Origin of the sequence: Arboricoccus pini, from assembly GCF_900187945.1 — a bacterium.
Lineage (GTDB): Bacteria > Pseudomonadota > Alphaproteobacteria > Geminicoccales > Geminicoccaceae > Arboricoccus > Arboricoccus pini.
Genome location: NZ_FYEH01000016.1, coordinates 1 through 19,446, shown reverse-complemented (window position 1 = coordinate 19,446; position 19,446 = coordinate 1). Strand labels below are relative to the sequence as shown.

The following is a 19,446-nucleotide window of genomic DNA, read 5'->3' as shown; positions in this document are numbered from 1 at the left end:
CTGTCCAAGCGCGCGTCATGCCTTCATTCATTGCCGCAGGGTCATTCTTCCTCGCCCGCGCCCCGGCAGATGCCAGGACGACTTGACCCTCAAGCAACACGCACCGCACGCTCGCTGACCGATCAAGAGCAGGATGCCCGCCGTTGCAGCACGCCCAAGAAGCCCTTCGCACCGTCGATATCCACAAGAGCTTCGGCAAGATGGAGGTCCTAAAGGGCCTGAGCATCACCGCCCACAAAGGCGAAGTCATCGCCATGCTGGGCGCCTCGGGTTCCGGCAAGAGCACGTTCCTGCGCTGCATCAACCTCCTGGAGCACCCCGACAAAGGTCGCATCATCGTCGACGGCGAGGAAATTGACCTCAAACCGGGCCAGGGGGGCCAGCTCCAGGCCGCCGACCGCAAGCAGCTGGAAAGAATGCGCACCCGACTTGGCATGGTCTTCCAGCAGTTCAATCTCTGGGCCCACATGACCGTCCTTCAAAACGTCATCGAAGCCCCCGTCCATGTTCTGGGCATGTCGAGGCGCGATGCCATAGATCGGGCCCAGGCCCTGCTCGCCAAGGTCGGCCTCTCCGGCCGCGACGCGCAATATCCCGGCTTTCTCTCGGGCGGCCAGCAGCAGCGCGTCGCCATCGCCCGGGCCCTCGCCATGGACCCGACCGTCCTCCTCTTCGACGAGCCCACCTCCGCCCTCGACCCCGAGCTCGTCGGCGAGGTCTTGAAGGTCATGCGCGATCTCGCCGACGAAGGGCGCACCATGATCGTCGTCACGCATGAGATGAGCTTTGCCCGCGATGTCGCGAACCGCGTCATCTTCCTGCACCAGGGCCTGATCGAGGAGGAAGGCCCGCCACAGGAACTCTTCAATAATCCCCGCTCCCCGCGCCTGATCCAGTTCCTGGAGCGCTACCGTCAGGGCGGATAAGGTTATTGCGGTTTCCTGCGGCTACCGCGCATCGCGCTGCTCCATCGCCTCCATGAAGCAGCCCTTCGCCTGGGCGGGAGCTCCGCCAGCGAGCCCGGCCCGAGGCCGCATTACGGCGACGATTACTACGCCGCCTATGCCCGCGACCCGGACGGTAACAAGCTGCAGGCCGTCTGCTACGCCACGGCTTGACGCTGGAGGTCAGCGGCGACCAAGGGCTGGGACGTCGCGACCCACCCTACCGCGCAAGGGAACCCGATCCATGGCCGAAATGCGCCCACAGCCGTCCCTGGATCGTCTGGAGGAGCGGATGACGAAGGGAGCCACCCGCTCCAGCAATGCTGATCGTGCGCATGCGCTCCCGGGTCGCCACTAATCGCCCAGCAGATGAAGCGCGATGCGGCGGTTCTGCGAGTGGCAGCGATGCTCGAAGAGATAGATGCCCTGCCAGGTGCCAAGGGCCAGCCGGCCGCCCATGAGGGGAATCGAGAGCTGGACCTGAGTCAGCGCGACGCGCAGATGGGCCGGCATATCGTCCGGCCCCTCGATGCTATGCACGTAGCGGCGTGGATCTTCCGGTGCCAGACGCTCGAAATAAGCGAGAATGTCGGTCCGGACGTCCGGGTCGGCATTTTCCTGGATCAGGAGCGAGGCTGACGTATGGCGGCAAAAAAGGGTGAGGAGGCCCGTCGTCAGGCCTTGCGCGCTGACCCAGCGGGTGACCGCAGGCGTGATGTCGAAAAGTCCCTTTCCCTGAGTCGCCACCGACAGTTCGTGAACCTTCTGCTGCACGTCGCCTCCTAAGAACCTGGCCGGCCCCTCGCGAGGGGGCATGCGTTTAACGCCTGAGACCTCAAGGACGCGCCGCAACCGGGCAAGGATGCCACGCACGATTGCGTGAAAAGGGCGGCGCCGCCGTCCTGGCTAGGACGTGGGGCGGGCCAGATGCACGTTCCAGCGCCGCTCGAGGCCGCCAGCCAGCCAGATGATGACGAAAGTGATGACCAGATAGAGCACGGCCGCCGACAGGAACGCCTCGTAGGGCGTGTAGTAGCGGCTGTTCACGATCCGGGCAGCGCCGGTGATGTCGATCAGCGTGACGAGACTCGCAAGCGAGGTCGACTGCAGCGAGAAGATGACCTCGTTCACATAGGCAGGCAAAGCGCGGCGAAAGGACGAGGGCAGAATGATACGGCTATAGAGCCGAAAGGGGCTCATGCCGAAGGCACGCGCCGCCTCGATCTCGCCGCGCGGCGTCGTGGCGATCGCACCTCTGAAGATTTCCGCCTGATAGGCTGCCGTGTTCAGCCCCATGGCAATGATGGCGCAAAACCATGCCTCGCGCAGGAACGGCCATAGAAATCCCTCGCGAATGAAGGCGAACTGGCCTGCGCCATAATAAAGAAGGAAAAGCTGGATCAGAAGCGGCGTTCCGCGAAAGCAATAGACATAGAGCCAGACGGGCATCCAGACCCAGGGCTTCCTCGAGGTCAGCATGATCGACATCGGGACGGCAAGGACGAAGCCCAGGATCAAGGAGAGGGCCGTCAGTTGCAGGGTTACGAAGACGCCCGAGAGATAGAGCTGCCAATTGTCGATGATAACCTGGTAGTCGAAGAATTGCAGGATGCTGGCCTGCAGGGTTCCGCCGTCCATCCTCAGTCACGCTCCATTGGCGGTAAGACGAGCAATGAGGCGGGCGACGGCCGGGGCGGCTCCACGCTCTTCCGACTTCATGGGCTCCGCCTCGCATAGCCCCGGTCATAGCGGCGGGCCAGCCAGTTCAAGACCAGGACCGAGATCGTCGTCAGGACCAGATAGTCCACCGCCACGACCAGATAGAAGGTGAAGGGCTGGCGCGTCGCACCGGCGGCCGAGCCCGCGCGGTGCACCATGTCGTCGAGACCGATGACCGAGACCAGGGCCGTTGTCTTGAGAAGCACCATCCAGTTATTGCCGAAGCTGGGCAGCGCCAGGCGGATCATCTGCGGCAGGGTGATGCGCCGAAAGAGGAGGAGCGGCGACATGCCATACGCCCGCGCCGCCTCGATCTGCCCGCGCGGGATCGCGATCAAGGCACCCCTGAAGCTTTCGGTCATGTAGGCGCCGAACATGAAGCCGATGACAAGGACACCGGCCATGAAGGGGTCGATGTCGATATAATCCTCATAGCCGAACTTCGGCGCCGCCCAGTTGATCAGGGTTTGGCCGCCAAAGAAGAGGAGCAGCATCAAGACGAGGTCGGGGACACTGCGGATGAGGGTCGTATAGAAAGTGGCGATGCCCATGAGGACCCGCCGGCCCGACAGCTTGGCGGCGGCCCCGAGGATGCCCAAAATGACGGAGAGGGCCAGCGAGGCCAGCGCCACCTCGACGGTGAGCGCTGTGCCCTCGACCAGGATGGACCACCCATAGCCCTTGAGGTCGATGAGGCTGCCCATCAGCTACGCGCGGCCGGGCTCGGTAGCCGAGGGGCCATCAAGGCGCCCTCAGCCGCCATAGATGTCGATATCGAAATACTTCTTCTCGAGTGCTTGATAGCTGCCGTCCTTCAAGGTCTCGGCGATGGCCGTGTCAAACATCTTCTTGAGATCGTCGTCCTGCTTCCTCAGGCCGACGCCGACGCCGTCGCCGAACCATTTGCTATCGGTCAGATTGGGGCCGATCATCTCGAAATCCTTGCCGCGATCAGTCTTGATGAAGCCATCACTGATCTGCAGGCTGTCGCCCAGGCCGAGGTCGAGGCGACCGGCCACGAGATCAAGGAACATGTCGTCCTGGGAGCCGTAGCGGACGATCTCGGCGACGCTGGCATAATTATCGGTGAGGTAATTGTCCTGGATGGTCGAGCGCTGCACGCCGATCTTCTTGCCCTTCAGGCCGGCCGGGCTGATCTCGATATTAGCCCCCTTCTTGGCGACGAAGCGGGTTGGCGTGTTGTAGTAGGAAACCGAGAAGGCAATCTGCTTCTTGCGAACGTCGGTGATCGACATCGAGGCCATGATCGCATCGAACTTGGGCGCCTGGAGGGCCGGGATCATGCCGTCGAAATCCTGCTGCACGGGCGTGCATTTGACCTTCATGTGCTCACAGAGGAGGTTCATGTAATCGACCTCCCAACCGACGATCTTGCCATCCGGGCCCACCGAGCTGAAGGGCGGATAATCGCCCTCGAGGCCGACGCGCACCGTTTTCCATTCCTTGGCCTGCAGCGGGCTGACGGTGTTGAGTGCCAGGGCCAGAACGGCGGCACAGGTAGCGACGACAAGCTTCATCCGAGCTCTCCCAGGAGGCGCTTTGCTTGATGTTGATGCATGGTTCGCGCCACATGAGGACGGCGTCAAGCGCGGTAGCTTGAATGGACCAGGGCGTGGTCGATCATGGTCGTGTGGCGGCTACGTTTTAGGCAGGCCGTGTGCCTTTCGTTGACACTCCCTCCTTGAATGCCTATCTGACGGCACGTCGCAAAAGGCCGTCCGCCGCTCGTCTCCCGCCGCTGCCCTTAAGGATCCCTCCAACATGTTCGGCTTCATCACGAAGCGGTTCCTCGGCTCAGCCAATGATCGCGTCATCAAATCGTTGCGGCGCGAGGTCCAGGCGATCAATGCCAAGGAGCCGGAATTCGAGGCGCTCTCCGACGAGCAGCTCAGGGCGAAGACGGGTGAATTCCGGGCACGGCTGGCGAAGGGCGAGACGCTGGATGACCTGCTGCCGGAAGCATTCGCCACGGTGCGGGAGGCGGCCAAGCGAGTCCTGGGTCAGCGGCATTACGACGTCCAGCTGATAGGCGGCATGGTGCTCAATCGCGGCAGCATCGCCGAGATGAAGACTGGCGAGGGCAAGACCCTGGTCTCAACGCTGGCTGCTTATCTGAACGCCCTGCCGGGCAAAGGCGTCCACGTCGTCACCGTCAACGACTATCTGGCCAAACGCGATTCCGCCTGGATGGGGCGGGTGCATAATTTCCTCGGCCTCACGGTCGGCGTCGTCGTACCGATGATGGACGAGACGGCCAGGCGCGAAGCCTATGCGGCCGACATCACCTATGCCACCAACAATGAGCTGGGCTTTGACTACCTTCGCGACAATATGAAGATGTCGAGGGAGCAAATGGTCCAGCGCGGCCATCACTTCGCCATCGTCGACGAGGTGGACAGCATCCTGATCGACGAGGCGAGGACGCCGCTCATCATCAGCGGCCCCTCGGACGACAGCTCCGAGCTCTATAAGACGGTCGACAAGCTGATACCGGCGCTTGGCGCGGCTGACTACGAGATCGACTTGAAGCAGCGCTCGGTCTCACTTACCGAGGCAGGCCAGGAGCGGCTGCAGGAGATCCTGGCGGGCACGGATCTGCTCAAGTCCGAGAATGTCTACGACATCGAGAACGTCACGCTGGTCCACCATGTCCAGCAAGCACTCCGCGCCCACAAGCTGTTCCAACGCGATGTGCATTACCTCGTCAGGAACGACGAGGTCATCATCGTCGACGAGTTCACCGGCCGCATGATGCAGGGCCGACGCTATTCCGATGGTCTGCATCAGGCGATCGAGGCCAAGGAGAAGGTGACGATCCAGGCCGAGAATCAGACCCTGGCCTCGATTACCTTCCAGAATTATTTTCGCCTCTATCACAAGCTCTCAGGCATGACCGGCACGGCCAAGACCGAGGCCGCCGAATTCGGCGAGATCTACCGGCTCGAGGTGATCGAGGTGCCGACCCACGTGGCCGTCGCCCGCAAGGATGAGGACGACGAGGTCTACCGGACCGGCCGCGAGAAGAACGAAGCCATCGCCAGCGAGATCGAGGTGGCGCAAAAGCGCGGCCAGCCGGTCCTGGTCGGCACCGTGTCGATCGAAAAGTCCGAGGTGCTCTCCGAGCTTCTCAAGAAGAAGGGCGTTCCGCACCAGATCCTAAATGCCAAGCATCACGAGCAGGAGGCCTTCATCGTCGCCCAGGCGGGCAGGGTCGGTGCCGTGACGATCGCCACCAACATGGCGGGCCGCGGCACGGACATCCAGCTGGGCGGCAACGCCGAGATGCGCATCGAGCAGGAGCTGCCGGCGGATCAGGCGAATTCGACGCAGGCGCAGCTCATCCGAGCCGAGGTCGAGGCCGAACGCCAGAAGGTCAAGGCGCTGGGCGGCCTCTTCGTCATCGGCACCGAGCGCCATGAGAGCCGGCGCATCGACAACCAGCTGCGCGGCCGCTCCGGCCGCCAGGGCGATAATGGGCGCTCCAAGTTCTTCCTCTCGCTCGATGACGATCTGATGAAGATCTTCGGCTCCGAGCGTATGGACTCGATGCTAAAACGCCTGGGCCTGAAGGAAGGCGAGGCCATCGTTCATCCTTGGATCAACAAGGCTTTGGAAAAGGCGCAGCAAAAGGTCGAGGCGCGCAATTTCGAGATCCGGAAGCAGCTCCTCAAATACGACGACGTGATGAACGACCAGCGCAAGGTCGTCTATGAGCAGCGCCTCGAGATGATCTCGGCTCCGAACGTCCACGAGGACGTCACCGAGATGCGCCATCAGGTGCTGGACGAGATCTTAAGAAAGCACATTCCCGAGAACGCCTATCCCGAGCAATGGGACACGGAGGGCCTCAAGGAGGACGTGAGGCGCTATATTGGCCTGGACCTGCCGATCGAGGACTGGGCCGCCGAGGAAGGCATCGGCGACCAGGCGATCAAGGAGCGCCTGGTCGAGCAGAGTGACGCCCACATGGCGCAAAAGGAAGCGCTCTACGGCGCCGAGATGATGCGCATGGCCGAAAAGAGCCTCCTCTTGCAGGTGCTCGATCATCAGTGGAAGGAGCATCTCCTCCACCTCGACCATCTGCGCCAGGGCATTCATCTGCGCGGCTACGGCCAGCGCGATCCGCTGATGGAATATAAGCGCGAGGCCTTCAAGCTGTTCGAGGCCCTGCTCTCCAACCTGCGTTACACGATCACCCAAGTCCTCTCCAATCTGCAGATCCATACTCCCGAGCCGGCCCCACCGCCGCCACCACCGGTGGCCGAGGCACCCAGGCCGCGCATGCTGGCCATGGCCGACGGTACCGGCGATGCCGAGCTCGATCTGAACGATCCCTCGACCTGGGGCCGCACGCCGCGCAACGCACTTTGCCCCTGCGGCTCGGGCAAGAAATACAAACAGTGCCACGGCCGCCTCGCCTGAGGCGCCGCCTCAAGCTTTAAGGCTGCGGCAAGGGTCCGACGCGACGTGCGGTCAGCTTGGACGGCGCAACCCCGCCGAGGGCACCGATCGACCGGATATCACGAGCCGCAGACTTGCTCGACGGTCGGCGCGAGCGACGGAGCCCGGTCCAATTGGCGGGCCCGACTTCGTCAAACCAGGATCGCGGCGATCGATAGCAGCAAGGCCGTGGCGATGGCGTTGAGCGCCATGCCCAGCCCGGCGAACGTTCCCGCCGTGGAGTCCACCTGAAAGGCACGAGCCGCACCGAAGCCGTGCGCCGAGACACCGATCGCGAAGCCGCGCGCCCGATAGTCCCGGATCTTCAAGGCGTCGAACAAGGGCGTTGCGGTCATCGCCCCCACCACGCCGGCGAAAAGGACGATGACCGCCGCCAGCGCTGCCACGCCGCCCAACTGGCTGGCCATCTCCATGGCCACAGGCGTCGTGCTGGCGCGTGGGGCGATCGAGGCCAGGATCGACCGGGGCGCTCCAAAGAGCATCATGATGCCGACGGCACTGACGATCGCCGTCAAGGAACCGGCCGCCAGGGCGGCGGCGATCGGCATAGCCAGCCGACCAATCAAGGCCCGCCGCTCCCAGATCGGGACCGCCAGTCCGACCACCGCCGGCCCCAACAGGAAGCCAAGGACCTGCGTTGCCTCCAGATAGGTCGCATAGGACGTGCCGGTGAGCAGGAGGATGGCGATCAGGACGGGCGTTGCCAGCAGGACGGGATGGCAAAAGGGGTGCCGCCGGCTGCGACGCGAGACGAAATCGGCCGCCGCGAATGCCACAAGGGTCGCGGTGAGCCAGAAGACCTGGCTGGACATAAGGTCGTTCATGCGTGGCGCTCGCCTCGCTCGCTGACGCGGGCGAGGGTCCAGCGAAACACGAGGACGGTGACAACGGAGGTCAGCACCGTCGAGACCGCCGTCGCGACGGCAAGGGCCAGACCGTAGCGCGACAGGATTGGCCCCTCGTTCACCAGCCCCACGGCCGACGGCACGAACATGACCGACAAATGGCCCGTCAGCCACGTCGTGGCCGAGCTCAGGCCGGGCCGGGACCTTCTAACGAGCGCCAGCCAGCCAAACAGCAGCACCATGCCGATGATCGAACCGGGCAGCGGCACACCCGCCAGCCGGTGAACGCTTTCACCGCCGAGCAGACAGACAAACAGCAGCGCAATATCGCCAAGCATAGGAACGCTCGAACCCCGAGTGGCATCGTGGGACTCCAGGCCCCAGACCGCGACTCGTTAGTCCCGCTCGCGCAGGAAGAACAGCCGCATTGCCTCCTGGCTGCCCCGCAGTCGTCTCATGCGTCGCCCGGCGTCAGCCCACCCGGACCAATGCCCCCAACCGGCATCCCTTGCCAGCTGCGGCCTAGACGGCGTTGCTCAACACGCGCAGGCGACGACGGAGTAAAGGGGTCGGCAAAGATAGCGGACGGTCTTGTCGCGATCCGACAGCCATTGCTCGCCCACCTGCTCGAAGCCCAGCTTGGCATGGAAGGCATCCGAGATCGGATTCGGCGGGTCGCTGTTGACCTCGCAGACTATGCGGGTGTGGCCGGCCTTGCCCGCCATCGCGAAAAGCTGGGCATAATGGCGCTCCGCCAAGCCCCGGCCCGGCGCCGAAGCCGCGACGACGATGCGGTCGACATAGACGAAGCGCGCGTAGCGCGCCTTGAACCAGCGGAAATTCGGGCCATCACATGGGGCATCCTGGTCGAGCGCCAAAAGGAGGCTCCCGGGCGCGCCGACCTCTCCGCTCGTGCTGGCGAGGAAAGCCATCTCCAGGAGACGCGCAAATTCATCGGCCTCGGCATAGGAAAGCTCGACCGCATGAGCGTTGTTCAGCGCCAAGAGCTCCGGCCGGTCGGCCTCCTGGACGCGGCGCAGCGCCACCGCCTCGCTCATGACATGCCCTTGGTCGCCCCCACGAGACCGGGCGTGCCCATGGCCGGGGCGTTTGCAAGTGGCCGGCGATAGGTGAAGGCCGGCGGCTCGCTCGCGGCCTCGTCCTCGGCCGTCAGCCGCAAAAGGTCGTGGAAGGGCGAGAATTCGCAGGCCGGATCGGTGTTGGCGGCATCGCCCGTGAGCGCCATCGCCTGACAGCGACAACCGCCAAAATCCTGCTCCTTGAAACTGCAGGAACGGCAAGGTTCCGGCATCCAGTCCGTGCCGCGAAACCGCTGGAACGGCTCGCTCGACTGCCAGATCCAGGCAAGATCATGATCCTGGACATTGGGGAAAGTCAGCGACTTGATGCTCTGCGCCGCATGGCAGGGCAGCACGGCACCCGACGGCGTTACGTTCAAGACGGTCCGCGCCCAGCCGCCCATGCAGGGCTTGGGCCGCTTGGCGTAATAATCCGGGATGACATAGTCGACCATCAGCCGGCCGGCATGACGAACGCGGGCATCGTCGACGATGGCAGTCGCCCGCTCCAGCTGGGCCCGGGTCGGCATCAGCGCGGCACGATTGGCCAGCGCCCAGCCATAATACTGCACATGCGCCACCTCGATGCGATGCGCATCGCAAGCAAGCGCCAGATCGATCAAGCCCTCCAGCTCGTCGAGATTCTGCCGATGCACCACGGCATTGATCGTCAGCGGCAAGCCCGCCCGACCGATCGCCTTTGCCAGCTCGAGCTTCTTCGCATGCCCGCCTTTGTAATGGCCGATGCGATCGCCCGTCAGCGCCGTCGCCCCCTGGAGGCTGAGCTGGATATGATCGAGCCCGGCCCGCTTCAAATCCAGAAGACGTGCCTCGCTCAACAGCACGCCGCTGGTGATCAGGTTGGTATAGAGCCCGAGGCGCGAGGCCTCTCCCACCAGATCCTCCAGATCCTTGCGCACCGTGGGCTCGCCGCCCGAAAGATGAAGCTGCAGGACACCCAGCTCGACCGCCTCGGCGAAGACCCGCTTCCAGGCAGCCGCGTCCAATTCGCCCGCCACCCGCTCCAGCTCGACCGGATTGGAGCAATAGGGGCATTGCAGCGGGCAGCGGTGCGTGAGCTCCGCCAGCATGCCCATGGGGGGCTCGCCCCATGGTTCCTTGAGCGTCGATGGCGGGGCGGCTGGTTCAATGTCCAGCATGATCGGCCTCCGGCCTGGGGTCCAGCATGATCGGCGCCGGCCTAGTGGCGCGCATGGCCGGTCTCCACGGGCTGGACGTCCAAGAGGGCCTGGCGGTCGAGATCGGCCAGCATGCGCAGCGTGTCGGCGGCGATCACCTCGCGCGGCGCCTCGAATTCGTCCGCCATGCGATCGACGACGGCGCGCAGCGTGCAGCTGCCGTCCAGACGTTCCAGGATCATCACCGTCGTCGGGCAGGGGAAGAGCACGCGCTCGGGTGCCAGCAGCACCATGCATTGGCGAATCTTGTCTTCCTTGAGGCGGGCATAGGGCGCGAGCCTGACGATCGCGTCCTCGCAGACGGGCGTGCGGGCAGCGCTCATGCGGCGACCCTGCCTTGCTCACGCACCGGCTCGAAGGCGCCGGGCGGGATGCCACCCTCCAGCACGTAGGCGTGATGCAGCGCATCCAATTGCGCCCAGAGCACGTCGCACTTGAAAAGCAACGCCTCGCAAACCTGCTGGCGCTCTTCCTCGTTGCGCGCATGCTGCTTGACGAAGGCCAGCGCGAAATCGGAGTCACGCGGCGCCTGGGTGATGCGCGCCTGGAAATAGCCGAGCGTCGCCTCGTCGACGAAATCATAATGCTTCAGCATGCCTGCCACCCGATCCTTGATGATCGTGGGTGAGAAGAGCTCGGTCAGCGAAGAGGCTACCGCCTGCAGAAGGGAGCGCTCGCGCACGTAATGGACATAGGCTTCGACGGCGAACTTGGTGGCTGGGAGGATACCCTGCTCCGAGCGCACATAAGCCTCATCGAGCCCGAGCCCCGTGCAGAGCCGCAGCCATTTCGTGACGCCACCCACGCCTTCCCTGGTGCCGTCATGGTCGACCACACGCTGCGACCACTCCCGGCGCAGATCCGGGTCGACGACGCGCGACATGAAGGCCGCATCTTTCATCGGGATACGAGACTGGTAGTACCAGCGGTTCAATGCCCAGGCCTGCACCTGGCCCTTGTCGAGCTGGCCGCTGTGCAGGAGATGATGGAAGGGGTGGTTGCTGTGGTAGCGCTCCGCCCCGATGGCGCGCAGCGCCGCTTCTAGTGCTTCGGCGCTGCGAAGATCGGCGAAATCGTTGATGGTGAGGGTCATTTAAGCTCGAGCTCCATGCCGTCATAGGCCACACGCCAGCCGGCAGCTTCCAGCTTTTCCCGTTCCGGCGAATCGGCAAGGAGCGCTGGGTTGGTGTTGTTGACATGAATAAAAATACGCCGGCCGATCGTCAGGCCGGCCAGACTTTCGATGACGCCGTCGGCGCCATCCATCGACACATGCCCCATGCGCCGCCCGGTCTTGGTGCCGATGCCGGCCCTGATCATCTCGTCGTCTCGCCAGAGCGTGCCGTCCATGAAGAGGATGGCCGCACCATCGACGCGACGTCGCACCGCCTCGCTGATGCGGGCACAATTGGCGAGATAGACGAGCCGCCCGGCAGGGGTCTTGAACTCCAGCCCCAGGCTCTCGCCAGCGAGCGAGGCCGTATCCAGCGCGGCTCCCGCCGCTTCCTCCGCATAAAGCGGCACCTTGCCGGGCGCGGCGAAGGCTTCGACCTCGATATCGATGGGTGCGTCCGCCGCATCGCCCAGCATGAGCGCGGCACCGATGCCAAGCGGCCGTCGCGGGACGATGGAGCGGTTCACGACCTCGAAGATCTGATTGCGGTCGAGGATGCCGTGCACGAGCGGGTGGGCATAGAGGCCGAACCCCGTCCCCTCCCGAAGATTGAGCAGGCCCGCGATGGCATCGACATCGCCATTCGTCAAAAGCACCGCAGCGATGGGCGAGGAGCGCAGCCCCTCACGCGGCTGAAGGGCGGGCGTGCGCTCGATTTGGGCGCGAAGGTCGGGGCTGGCATTAATGATCGCCCAGCGCCTGCCATCGGCCGAGAGGGCTATCGAGGCCTGGGTCGCCGGCCTCGCGGCGGGATCACCGGCGCGCGCGCGGCGGCAGGCCTCGGAATTGGCATTCCATTGGGGAAAGCCGCCGCCGGCGGCGGCGCCTAGCACGATAATGTGCATGGTTCACCTAAGCCGGCGGCCGCTTAGCGCGAAAGGCTCAGGCCTGCGCCGGCAGATACATGGTCACTTCCATGCTCACCGTCGTGGTCTCAACCTTAGGCGCCGTCCAAGCTGACTTCTGCATTTCATTCTCCCTGCAATGGTATCGGCGATACTGCCCGACACGTCATCATATGGGCATCCTGTACCCTGTCACCAGCTACGACGACATTAGGGTTTCCCTATCGACGAGCCTTCGGCTAAGATTTATTTTTTGCAATCTGGTCGGTGCGGTCCAGCACGAAAGGCGGACACGCCCTGAGCGCAGGTGGATTGCAGCCCTTGCCCGCCTCCCTCAGCGCTTGCACGAACAGTGAAAACGGCTCCTGGCGGAGATATTGCGGCGAAACGAGAGCGACGATTGGCCGCACCCATCCCGGAACAGCATAAAGCCTGACATCGAAGAGCAACCGACCGTTCTGCTGCGTTGCCATGTGCGGGACCAAGCAGACTCCGAGCCCCGCCTCGACCATGGCAAGGGCGCTCTCGTAGGAGCGGCACCAGGCGACCGTCCTGTGACGAGGCAGCACCCGGCGATACCATTCCTCGGTACGGCTGTTTTGCTGGTTGCCGAAATTGAACTGGATCGTCCGGTTCAGCAGGTCGCGCCCTTCGACCGACAAATCGCGTTCCGGGTCGGCCACGCCGTCAATGTCGAGATGCGCAGGCACGGCCAGGACGAGCTGGTCCTCCATAAGCTCGATCTTGCTGAACGCGTTGCGATTGGGCGCCAGCGAGAAAGAGGACAAGAGCGCGATCTGCAGGTTACGGCCGTAGAGCTGGTCGACGGCCTCAACCGGCGAGAGCTCATGAAGATCGATCTCGATCCCGGGCCTAAGCGCCTCCAGCCGACGCATCGCATCCGGGACCACCGTGCGCGCCAGCGAGGCCAGCGAACCGACGGCGATGCGTCCGCGGCCGCCATTCAAGAAGGCGGCGATCTCGATCTCGGTCTCGTCGACCTCGCTTAGGATGATCTCGGCCCTGCGGACCAGATAGCGGCCGGCATCGGTGAGGATGAGCTGGTTGTTGACGCGATCGAACAGCTTGCCGCCCAGGCTCTGCTCGAGCTTCGCCACCTGCTGCGAGAGCGAGGGTTGCGAGAGGCCCAGCTGCTTGGCGGCCTTGGTCAAGGACGGACTATTGGCGACGGTCCAGAAGATCTTGAGCTGATTGAGGCTGGCCAAGGCGGGCCTGGGTCAGTTGCCGTTGGCGACTGGAAAGCATTTCTGCTCGGCCTCGACCTGGGCTGCCTTCAACTTATCCACCATGGCGAGCAGGAGCGGCTGCGTTCGAAACAACACGGCGCGATCGTCGCCACCCGGTATCTGCTGCATGCTCATTACCGTCTCGGCCCGCTCATAATCGGCAAAGGGCAGCTTGGCGGCGATCGTGTCGATCGAACACGAGCAAGCGCGCAGCGCCGTCTGGGTCTGGCCATTGGCCGCCATGCAGCCAAACACGTAATCGGCCAGTTCCTCGGTCGGGTAATCGGCCGGTGCCGCCTTCACCGGCGCCGGCAGCGCCAGACCGCAAAGAAGGGCCATCGGGACGAAAGCGAGAGGCGAAAATCGGCGCAAGCTCATCACTCCACTGGGGTCATGTCGGTCAGCGTTATGGAACCATCCTCGACCGGAGCGCCACCGCTCGGATTGGGGACCTGTGCCGCAATCGAGTAGATGCCACCCGGCAGGTCCGGCACGACGGTAAAGCTGTAGCTCTTCTCCTTGATCTCAGGATGCTCTTTTAGGTGCTCATCGCCGGCAAAGGGCAGGATTGTCATCCGTTCGCCCGTGAATTTGCGGTCTTTGTAGCTGACCTCGACGGGCTCGATCCGCGCCGGACCGTTGAAGGCCGCACGGATGCGATTGCGGAAATATTGCTGCGAGCCGCCGGTCAGACGCTGCAGCCGGACGACGTCGTCCTGCAGGTAGACGATGACGACGGGGTTTTGACTCGATGCCTGGACCGGACCGAAGTCGAACGGGCCAAAGCCGCCATCGGTCTTGAAATAGACGGATTTGACGCCGTCCTGCCCAATCTCGCGCACATCCATCAGGATATGGCCCTTCACTGGCGCCTCGCCCTTGGAAAGGCGCGCCACGTCATAGACGAAGTGGGCGGGCTTTTGCACGCTGCTCATCAGGTTGCGGGCAAAGAGGTGAGTCGTGACCGAGGCTGGATCGGGTGGCGGCGGCTCATCGGGCGCAGCCGTCGTGGCCGGCGGCGCGCCGGCTTCCTCTGCCAGCGCTGGCACGCCGCCCAGGGAAAGGGCCGCCATGAGCATGACCGCAGTGAGCCGCGACCTCGTCGAGATCGCCTGGTTCAAGCCGCTCACTGACCTTGCTCCTTCAATGTCGAGGCGATCACGCGACCAAGCGCGAAGCTGCGCTGCTCCACCTGGACCGGCTCGTCGCAGGCAAGGCGCACGGTGTGCTGGCGTTCGTCGAAAATGCGCAGGTCCCATAGATGCTGCTCGCGAAGGCCGGGCAGATCGTCGCTGGCCGCATCGGTGCCCTGCGCCTCGAGATCGCGGATTTGTCGCGATTCGTTATTGATACGATCGGCCAGGGCGTGCTGACGTCGGCCGAAATTGCGGATGCCCTCGATCATGCCGGAGCGTTGCCGGTTGGCGACGTCGATGACGGCTAAGAAAAGCCCTTCCATCTTCGCGCGCCGCTCGGCGGCCGCCGTGCCGCTCACCGTTTCGTTGACGAGCTCGGTAGCCTTGTCCATGGGCAGACTGCGATCGATCAGCCGCTCGGCCAGATCCGTTGTCGCGTCGTCAGCGGGCGGTGGCGTCGTAGGCAGCTCCGGCCCCTGCCAGAGCGTGGCGGCGGAAAGTTCCGGCACCAGACGCTGGGCGCAGGGCCAGTCGGGATCGGTGGCGGGCTGCGCGCTGGCGCCGACCAGAGGGATCGTCATCAGGGCTAGCGTGAGAAACACGGGCCGCCAGCCGGCGCGCCTCGATGCCGGCTGCCCGTTCTTGCATGCGAATGTCACCGGAAGAGTCACCATAAGCTAAATACGATTGATCATCCGGTGCTGCCCCTGAAGCCCGATGCCGCGTCCTGACGCCGAACCTTTTGCTCAATCCGGCCCAGCACGTCTGGGATCGCGGGCACCGCCGCCATGTCACCTGGGTCCAGAACCTAGAACAGACGAACAGGGCTGACCAGCGATGCGCCTCGGCAAAGCCTCTTTAGGCGTGTGCAGAGCCGTCCTTCCCGCCCCGTCGCCCAAGGTTGGCAAAGTGCCGACAGGCGCGCTCCGACGACGGGCGCCGGGGCCACCTCGTGCAGCCCGGCATCATCCTTGGATCATTGCGGGGTAACGGCAACGCCCCAGGGCATCTCGCCAACCTGCACCGACTGGGTCACTTCCTGGGCGCCGACATCGATGACCGAGATGTCGTTCGACACACCGTTGGTCGTGTAGAGAAACTTCTCGTCCGGGCTGAACTCCATGTGCCAGACACGCTGGCCGACCAGGAGATATTTCTTGACCTCGAACGTCTGGGCGTCGACCACGGCCACGCGGTTGGCCGGCCCGAGCGCGACGAAGGCCCATTTGCGATCCTTGGTGATCGCAACACCCACGGCCTGGATCGCCTCCTGCGGCACACCCGCCACGGCAAAGCCGATCTTCTTCTTGATCTGCCGGGTCTTGGCATCGATGACCGCCACCGTCCCGCCGACCTCGGAGGATACCCAGACCTCGGCATCGTCCGCAGTCCAGCGCGCGAAACGCGGCCTCTGGTCGACCAGAACGTTGTCGGTGATCTCCTGCGTCTCGGCGTTGATGAAATGGGCCATGTTGGTGGTCTCGGAGGTGTTGACCAGCCACTTGCCGTCATGGCTGACGCCCATGCCCTCGGGCTCCACACCCACCGGGATCTCGCCCAGCGCCTTGCCGCTCGCAACGTCGATCACGGTGACCATGTTGTCGTCTTCGTTGGCGGCATAGACGAGCTTACCGTCCGGCGAGACGTCCAACAGCTCCGGATCGGGCCCGGAGGGCAGGCTGCCCACGATCTCCTTGGTCTGCGTGTCCATCACCTGGATGGTGTCGTCGTCCGAGGCGCAGATATAGACATGCTTGCCATCGGGAGCCATGACGATGCCGCGCGGCCGCTGGCCCACCGGAATGTCCTGCTTGCGCGCCAGCGTGGCGCCGTCCAGGACGGTGACCGTGTTGCCCTTCTCGTTGGAGACGAAGAGCTCGAAGGCCGAGGCCGGCATCGCGAAGCCTGCGCCGAGGGCGCCGCAAAGGACTCCCAGCCCGAGGCGGTACTTTATCATCTTCTCTCGATTGCGCATGCTCGAAGACATTTGTCTGTTCATCCCGGCCCGTTCAGCCGACAGCGGCTTTCTGGCTCATCGAAACCCATCGTATCAAGCGTCGATCGCTGATGCAGGAACTCGTCCTGCGGCGAAACCGAGACCAGCGTGCGCGACGTCACCAGCAAAATGGGCTCGCGGATTTGCTGGTCCCACGCTCTGAAGGAGAGCCCCTGCCCCTTGAATGCGCCGACCTCCAGCTTGTCGGAGGCCAGATAGGCATGCAGCGTCGCGGGATCGGCACTGCCGGTACGCGTCACGGCCTCTCCCAACGCGCGCGTCGCCACCCAGGCATCATAGTCGCGCTCGTTCATCGGCCGCCCCGCCGTCTTCTCGAAGCGCCGCTGCATCTGCGTGCCGCCCCATTGCTCGGTGACCCGACTCCAGGCTGTCGGCACCAACCCCGAAGTCCCGACCACAGGCCGAGGGTCCCAAGTCCGATAGGGCACGTAGTCGCCAAACACCTCACTCTCGTCGGCAACCACGACGACGTCATGCGTGGCCGCGTTTTGCGTCACGATCGGCATCTGCCTTTGCACCTGCACGGCACCGGTGTCGGTTCGCCTGGCGCCCCCTGTGTCCTCGTAGGTCCGGTCCTCGACGATGTTGATGCCAAACTTCGTAGCGGACCGCCGCAATGCGGTGCCGAATGCCTTGTCCTCCGGGTGCGAGCCCACAAGGAGGAACCAGCGCGTCCAGCGTTTCCAGACCAGATACTGCGCCAACGCGTCAGCCTTCTGGGCGTAGGAGAGGGCCGTGTGGAAAACCGAGATATGGCAGATGTCGGTCCTGAGGTCGTCGTCGGGTGCTCGCGCATTGAAGACGATGGCACCCGCGGCATCGGCCAAAGGCGCGATCGTCAAAAGATCATCCTTCTTGAGGTCGGCCACGAAGAAACGCTGCCCCTTGTCCAGCGCCGCCTTGAAGGCCGCCGCTATGTCGCCATTGGCCGGCACCTTGATCGTCGACATCGCATAAGCGTGGCCGAGGAAGCGGCCGGTCGTCTGGTCATCGCGAATCCCCTGCTCGACGCCACGGAGGCCAGCATCGGTCAGGACGGGCTCGGCCAGCGACAGATACTCGACCGGCCGCTCCTCGCGGCTGAAATAGACGATCTCGATCGATAGCTTCACCTGGCCGGGCTTGGTCGGGCTGGCGGCCGGTGCCGTATCGCTCGAAGGCGGTGTCTGGGCCCGGAGGAGGCCGGAGCCAGTGACAAGAAGCGCCACGCCTAGACAGATGGCACGTGAGCCCCGCGACAGGGGGCCCGTGCCAAGACGAACTAAAGCCGACATTCCATGCTTCGATCCCCCCTTAGTCGGCATTCGCGGCCTCATCTCTTGGAGAGACTTATGGATGTCATAAGCAAAACATGATGGCAAGGGCGGCAGATTGTGCATGACAAGCATTTTTCGTGGCGCCACGAAAAATGCTTGTCAGCAGAGCAGCCATCGTCGAAGTCGAGCCTTAGACATCTCGAATCGTCGAAATGGAGTGAAGATGGTTGAGTTGATCGTACTGGCCTGCCTCATCGCCAAGCCCAGCCATTGCGAGACGTTCAACATCCCGTTCCAAGCCTTAAACGTCAGCCAGTGCCTCTGGCAGTCGCAGGCCCAAGCCGCCGAATGGAGCGCCAGTCACCCCGAGTGGCTGATCCGCAAGCTGAACTGCAGCCTGCCACCCGCATGAGGCAAGCCGGGTGCTTGCGGCTACCGCCCTTCGGGCTGCTTGAGCCGGGTCACGTGGCGCTGCCCATGGGGAAGCTGCCTTTGTAGGTTCGCGACTTGTTGTCGGTCGCCTCCACGGTGAGCGTGCCTGGTCGCGGCGGGATGAAGACGAAGGTCAGGCTCGGATCCTCGGCGATCGAGATGTCGCCATCGATCTCCATGACCGGCGCACCGTCATAGGCGAGGTTGATGCGCCGCAGATAGTCGGGCGGGATCCAGTTGCGGCTGAGCTGGTCGATCTGCATGCCGGTATATTGCGGATGGCTGATCAAGAGCTGGACCGTGTTCGGCTGCCCCGCCGCGAACGTGCCCAGTTCCTTGAGCTTCATCCGCCCGCGCCGGGCTTCCACCTCGGCCGGGTCCTTCATAGCCGGTGCCGAGCAGCCGCCCGCCGCCTTGACGAACCGCTCCGAGACGAACAGCCGGCCGTCACTGGTCTCGGCGATCGCATGGACCCGCGTGTAGCTGTTCACCCGCACGCGGGTCTGGATGCTGGCGCCAAAGCTCACCTCGTGCAGGTGGAAGATGCCGGCCACGGGGGCGGGATTCTCGTCGATCACCAGCCAGATCGTGCGGACGCGATCTTGTTCCGCCGCCGGCTGCCCGAGCTTGATGGTCATCGGCACCACCGACGCATCGAGGGCCCGAGCGGGTGCATCCAGCGATACGATCGCCTCGTTCGCCTGCGATGGCCGGTTGTCGAAGAGTGTGGTGCGGACATCGTCCCAGGCGCCGCTTCCCTCCGGCGCATCCTCGCCTCGTGCCCGCCTCGTCACGGCCACGAGCCCCATGGCCGAGAGCGCTAATGCCTGGCGCCTTTGCATGCCCCAACCTCCTGATCCAGATGGTTCGGCCCCTTCTCGGGCTACTCCCATTCCAGTTCCTTATAGACCGCGATCACGTTGCGCGGGTGCACATCCTCGGCCACCAGCCATGTGGCGCCAGCCGGCAACGGCACCGCCTCGACGATAGCATCGATCTGCACGCCCTGATCCTGCAGCTTTGCCACCTGGCCGCGCAGCCAGCTTAGATAAGCGCGCACGGGGGTCAGGG

At 64.1% G+C, this 19,446-nt stretch carries 22 protein-coding genes and 1 pseudogene; 3 read left to right on the top strand and 20 right to left on the bottom strand.

Annotated features, from left to right (window positions below; translation table 11 throughout):
* Nucleotides 1-200: 200 nt before the first annotated feature.
* Nucleotides 201-926 (top strand): ABC transporter ATP-binding protein, encoded by a 726-nt coding sequence (locus CFB17_RS16555; RefSeq protein WP_088562739.1) that lies wholly within the window; start codon nt 201-203, stop codon nt 924-926.
* A gap of 372 nt (nt 927-1,298) precedes the next feature.
* On the opposite strand, the gene CFB17_RS16545 is transcribed toward CFB17_RS16555, so the two are convergent.
* The 4 genes from CFB17_RS16545 to CFB17_RS16530 form a co-directional block, all read right to left on the bottom strand.
* On the bottom strand, nt 1,299-1,718 hold the full coding sequence (locus CFB17_RS16545) for a secondary thiamine-phosphate synthase enzyme YjbQ (RefSeq protein ID WP_088562692.1): 420 nt from the start codon (nt 1,716-1,718) through the stop codon (nt 1,299-1,301).
* Nucleotides 1,719-1,850: 132 nt separating this feature from the next.
* Nucleotides 1,851-2,582, bottom strand: a complete 732-nt coding sequence (locus CFB17_RS16540; protein ID WP_088562691.1) for an ABC transporter permease — start codon at nt 2,580-2,582, stop codon at nt 1,851-1,853.
* Nucleotides 2,583-2,659: 77 nt separating this feature from the next.
* Nucleotides 2,660-3,367, bottom strand: coding sequence for an ABC transporter permease (locus CFB17_RS16535; protein ID WP_088562690.1), 708 nt, complete (start codon nt 3,365-3,367; stop codon nt 2,660-2,662).
* 48 nt (nt 3,368-3,415) lie between these two features.
* Nucleotides 3,416-4,201, bottom strand: coding sequence for an ABC transporter substrate-binding protein (locus CFB17_RS16530; RefSeq protein WP_088562689.1), 786 nt, complete (start codon nt 4,199-4,201; stop codon nt 3,416-3,418).
* Between the two features lie 244 nt (nt 4,202-4,445).
* Here CFB17_RS16530 and secA point away from each other — a divergent pair, with 244 nt between their 5' ends.
* Nucleotides 4,446-7,106, top strand: coding sequence for a preprotein translocase subunit SecA (gene secA / locus CFB17_RS16525; RefSeq protein WP_088562688.1), 2,661 nt, complete (start codon nt 4,446-4,448; stop codon nt 7,104-7,106).
* 170 nt (nt 7,107-7,276) lie between these two features.
* Here the strand turns inward: secA and CFB17_RS16520 are convergent, their stop codons facing one another.
* The 14 genes from CFB17_RS16520 to CFB17_RS16455 form a co-directional block, all read right to left on the bottom strand.
* Complete coding sequence (locus tag CFB17_RS16520) at nt 7,277-7,969, bottom strand: LrgB family protein (protein WP_088562687.1); 693 nt, start codon at nt 7,967-7,969, stop codon at nt 7,277-7,279.
* Nucleotides 7,966-8,328 (bottom strand): CidA/LrgA family protein, encoded by a 363-nt coding sequence (locus tag CFB17_RS16515; RefSeq protein ID WP_088562686.1) that lies wholly within the window; start codon nt 8,326-8,328, stop codon nt 7,966-7,968. Before CFB17_RS16515 ends, CFB17_RS16520 begins: the two co-directional genes overlap by 4 nt.
* 198 nt (nt 8,329-8,526) lie before the next feature.
* Nucleotides 8,527-9,048: a GNAT family N-acetyltransferase gene (locus tag CFB17_RS16510; RefSeq protein WP_088562685.1), complete on the bottom strand. Its 522-nt coding sequence runs from the start codon at nt 9,046-9,048 to the stop codon at nt 8,527-8,529.
* The gene (gene pqqE, locus CFB17_RS16505) at nt 9,045-10,229 is read right to left on the bottom strand and encodes a pyrroloquinoline quinone biosynthesis protein PqqE (RefSeq protein WP_088562684.1); all 1,185 of its coding nucleotides are present in this window, start codon (nt 10,227-10,229) and stop codon (nt 9,045-9,047) included. The genes CFB17_RS16510 and pqqE overlap by 4 nt, the downstream gene beginning before the upstream one ends.
* Before the next feature lie 41 nt (nt 10,230-10,270).
* A complete protein-coding gene (gene pqqD, locus CFB17_RS16500) occupies nt 10,271-10,591 on the bottom strand; it encodes a pyrroloquinoline quinone biosynthesis peptide chaperone PqqD (protein WP_088562683.1) in 321 nt (106 codons plus the stop codon).
* Entirely contained in the window at nt 10,588-11,361 is a 774-nt protein-coding gene (gene pqqC, locus CFB17_RS16495; RefSeq protein WP_088562682.1) for a pyrroloquinoline-quinone synthase PqqC, read from the bottom strand. The genes pqqD and pqqC overlap by 4 nt, the downstream gene beginning before the upstream one ends.
* Entirely contained in the window at nt 11,358-12,287 is a 930-nt protein-coding gene (pqqB, locus tag CFB17_RS16490) for a pyrroloquinoline quinone biosynthesis protein PqqB (RefSeq protein WP_088562681.1), read from the bottom strand. The genes pqqC and pqqB overlap by 4 nt, the downstream gene beginning before the upstream one ends.
* Before the next feature lie 37 nt (nt 12,288-12,324).
* Entirely contained in the window at nt 12,325-12,411 is an 87-nt protein-coding gene (pqqA, locus tag CFB17_RS20100) for a pyrroloquinoline quinone precursor peptide PqqA (protein ID WP_088562680.1), read from the bottom strand.
* A gap of 115 nt (nt 12,412-12,526) precedes the next feature.
* Nucleotides 12,527-13,513, bottom strand: coding sequence for a LysR family transcriptional regulator (locus CFB17_RS16480; protein WP_088562679.1), 987 nt, complete (start codon nt 13,511-13,513; stop codon nt 12,527-12,529).
* A 12-nt stretch (nt 13,514-13,525) separates the two neighbouring features.
* Entirely contained in the window at nt 13,526-13,912 is a 387-nt protein-coding gene (locus CFB17_RS16475) for a hypothetical protein (RefSeq protein WP_088562678.1), read from the bottom strand.
* Nucleotides 13,912-14,664, bottom strand: a complete 753-nt coding sequence (locus CFB17_RS16470) for a hypothetical protein (RefSeq protein WP_088562677.1) — start codon at nt 14,662-14,664, stop codon at nt 13,912-13,914. The genes CFB17_RS16475 and CFB17_RS16470 overlap by 1 nt, the downstream gene beginning before the upstream one ends.
* Nucleotides 14,661-15,329: a hypothetical protein gene (locus CFB17_RS16465; RefSeq protein ID WP_207762144.1), complete on the bottom strand. Its 669-nt coding sequence runs from the start codon at nt 15,327-15,329 to the stop codon at nt 14,661-14,663. The genes CFB17_RS16470 and CFB17_RS16465 overlap by 4 nt, the downstream gene beginning before the upstream one ends.
* Nucleotides 15,330-15,646: 317 nt before the next feature.
* The gene (locus CFB17_RS16460) at nt 15,647-16,627 is read right to left on the bottom strand and encodes a YVTN family beta-propeller repeat protein (RefSeq protein WP_088562738.1); all 981 of its coding nucleotides are present in this window, start codon (nt 16,625-16,627) and stop codon (nt 15,647-15,649) included.
* A 38-nt stretch (nt 16,628-16,665) separates the two neighbouring features.
* Nucleotides 16,666-17,961 carry an ABC transporter substrate-binding protein gene (locus tag CFB17_RS16455; RefSeq protein WP_088562675.1) on the bottom strand — a complete coding sequence of 432 codons (1,296 nt, stop codon included), beginning with the start codon at nt 17,959-17,961 and terminating at the stop codon, nt 16,666-16,668.
* A 205-nt stretch (nt 17,962-18,166) separates the two neighbouring features.
* On the opposite strand from CFB17_RS16455, the gene CFB17_RS16450 reads away from it, so the two are divergent.
* Nucleotides 18,167-18,355 carry a hypothetical protein gene (locus CFB17_RS16450; RefSeq protein WP_088562674.1) on the top strand — a complete coding sequence of 63 codons (189 nt, stop codon included), beginning with the start codon at nt 18,167-18,169 and terminating at the stop codon, nt 18,353-18,355.
* A gap of 49 nt (nt 18,356-18,404) precedes the next feature.
* Here CFB17_RS16450 and CFB17_RS16445 read toward each other — a convergent pair whose 3' ends face one another.
* Together CFB17_RS16445 and CFB17_RS19315 are read right to left on the bottom strand one after the other, a co-directional pair.
* Nucleotides 18,405-19,217 carry a quinoprotein dehydrogenase-associated SoxYZ-like carrier gene (locus CFB17_RS16445; protein WP_165769665.1) on the bottom strand — a complete coding sequence of 271 codons (813 nt, stop codon included), beginning with the start codon at nt 19,215-19,217 and terminating at the stop codon, nt 18,405-18,407.
* Between the two features lie 41 nt (nt 19,218-19,258).
* Nucleotides 19,259-19,446: pseudogene (locus CFB17_RS19315) on the bottom strand (quinoprotein relay system zinc metallohydrolase 2); the annotation flags it as partial.

Coding starts and splice junctions, on each gene's coding strand:
- CFB17_RS16555 (WP_088562739.1), top strand. CDS start 201: ATGGAGGTCCTAAAGGGCCTGAGCATCACCGCCCACAAAGGCGAAGTC.
- CFB17_RS16540 (WP_088562691.1), bottom strand. CDS start 2,582: ATGGACGGCGGAACCCTGCAGGCCAGCATCCTGCAATTCTTCGACTAC.
- CFB17_RS16535 (WP_088562690.1), bottom strand. CDS start 3,367: ATGGGCAGCCTCATCGACCTCAAGGGCTATGGGTGGTCCATCCTGGTC.
- CFB17_RS16530 (WP_088562689.1), bottom strand. CDS start 4,201: ATGAAGCTTGTCGTCGCTACCTGTGCCGCCGTTCTGGCCCTGGCACTC.
- secA (WP_088562688.1), top strand. CDS start 4,446: ATGTTCGGCTTCATCACGAAGCGGTTCCTCGGCTCAGCCAATGATCGC.
- CFB17_RS16520 (WP_088562687.1), bottom strand. CDS start 7,969: ATGAACGACCTTATGTCCAGCCAGGTCTTCTGGCTCACCGCGACCCTT.
- CFB17_RS16515 (WP_088562686.1), bottom strand. CDS start 8,328: ATGCTTGGCGATATTGCGCTGCTGTTTGTCTGTCTGCTCGGCGGTGAA.
- CFB17_RS16510 (WP_088562685.1), bottom strand. CDS start 9,048: ATGAGCGAGGCGGTGGCGCTGCGCCGCGTCCAGGAGGCCGACCGGCCG.
- pqqE (WP_088562684.1), bottom strand. CDS start 10,229: ATGCTGGACATTGAACCAGCCGCCCCGCCATCGACGCTCAAGGAACCA.
- pqqD (WP_088562683.1), bottom strand. CDS start 10,591: ATGAGCGCTGCCCGCACGCCCGTCTGCGAGGACGCGATCGTCAGGCTC.
- pqqC (WP_088562682.1), bottom strand. CDS start 11,361: ATGACCCTCACCATCAACGATTTCGCCGATCTTCGCAGCGCCGAAGCA.
- pqqB (WP_088562681.1), bottom strand. CDS start 12,287: ATGCACATTATCGTGCTAGGCGCCGCCGCCGGCGGCGGCTTTCCCCAA.
- pqqA (WP_088562680.1), bottom strand. CDS start 12,411: ATGCAGAAGTCAGCTTGGACGGCGCCTAAGGTTGAGACCACGACGGTG.
- CFB17_RS16475 (WP_088562678.1), bottom strand. CDS start 13,912: ATGAGCTTGCGCCGATTTTCGCCTCTCGCTTTCGTCCCGATGGCCCTT.
- CFB17_RS16460 (WP_088562738.1), bottom strand. CDS start 16,627: ATGATAAAGTACCGCCTCGGGCTGGGAGTCCTTTGCGGCGCCCTCGGC.
- CFB17_RS16455 (WP_088562675.1), bottom strand. CDS start 17,961: ATGTCGGCTTTAGTTCGTCTTGGCACGGGCCCCCTGTCGCGGGGCTCA.
- CFB17_RS16450 (WP_088562674.1), top strand. CDS start 18,167: ATGGTTGAGTTGATCGTACTGGCCTGCCTCATCGCCAAGCCCAGCCAT.
- CFB17_RS16445 (WP_165769665.1), bottom strand. CDS start 19,217: ATGCAAAGGCGCCAGGCATTAGCGCTCTCGGCCATGGGGCTCGTGGCC.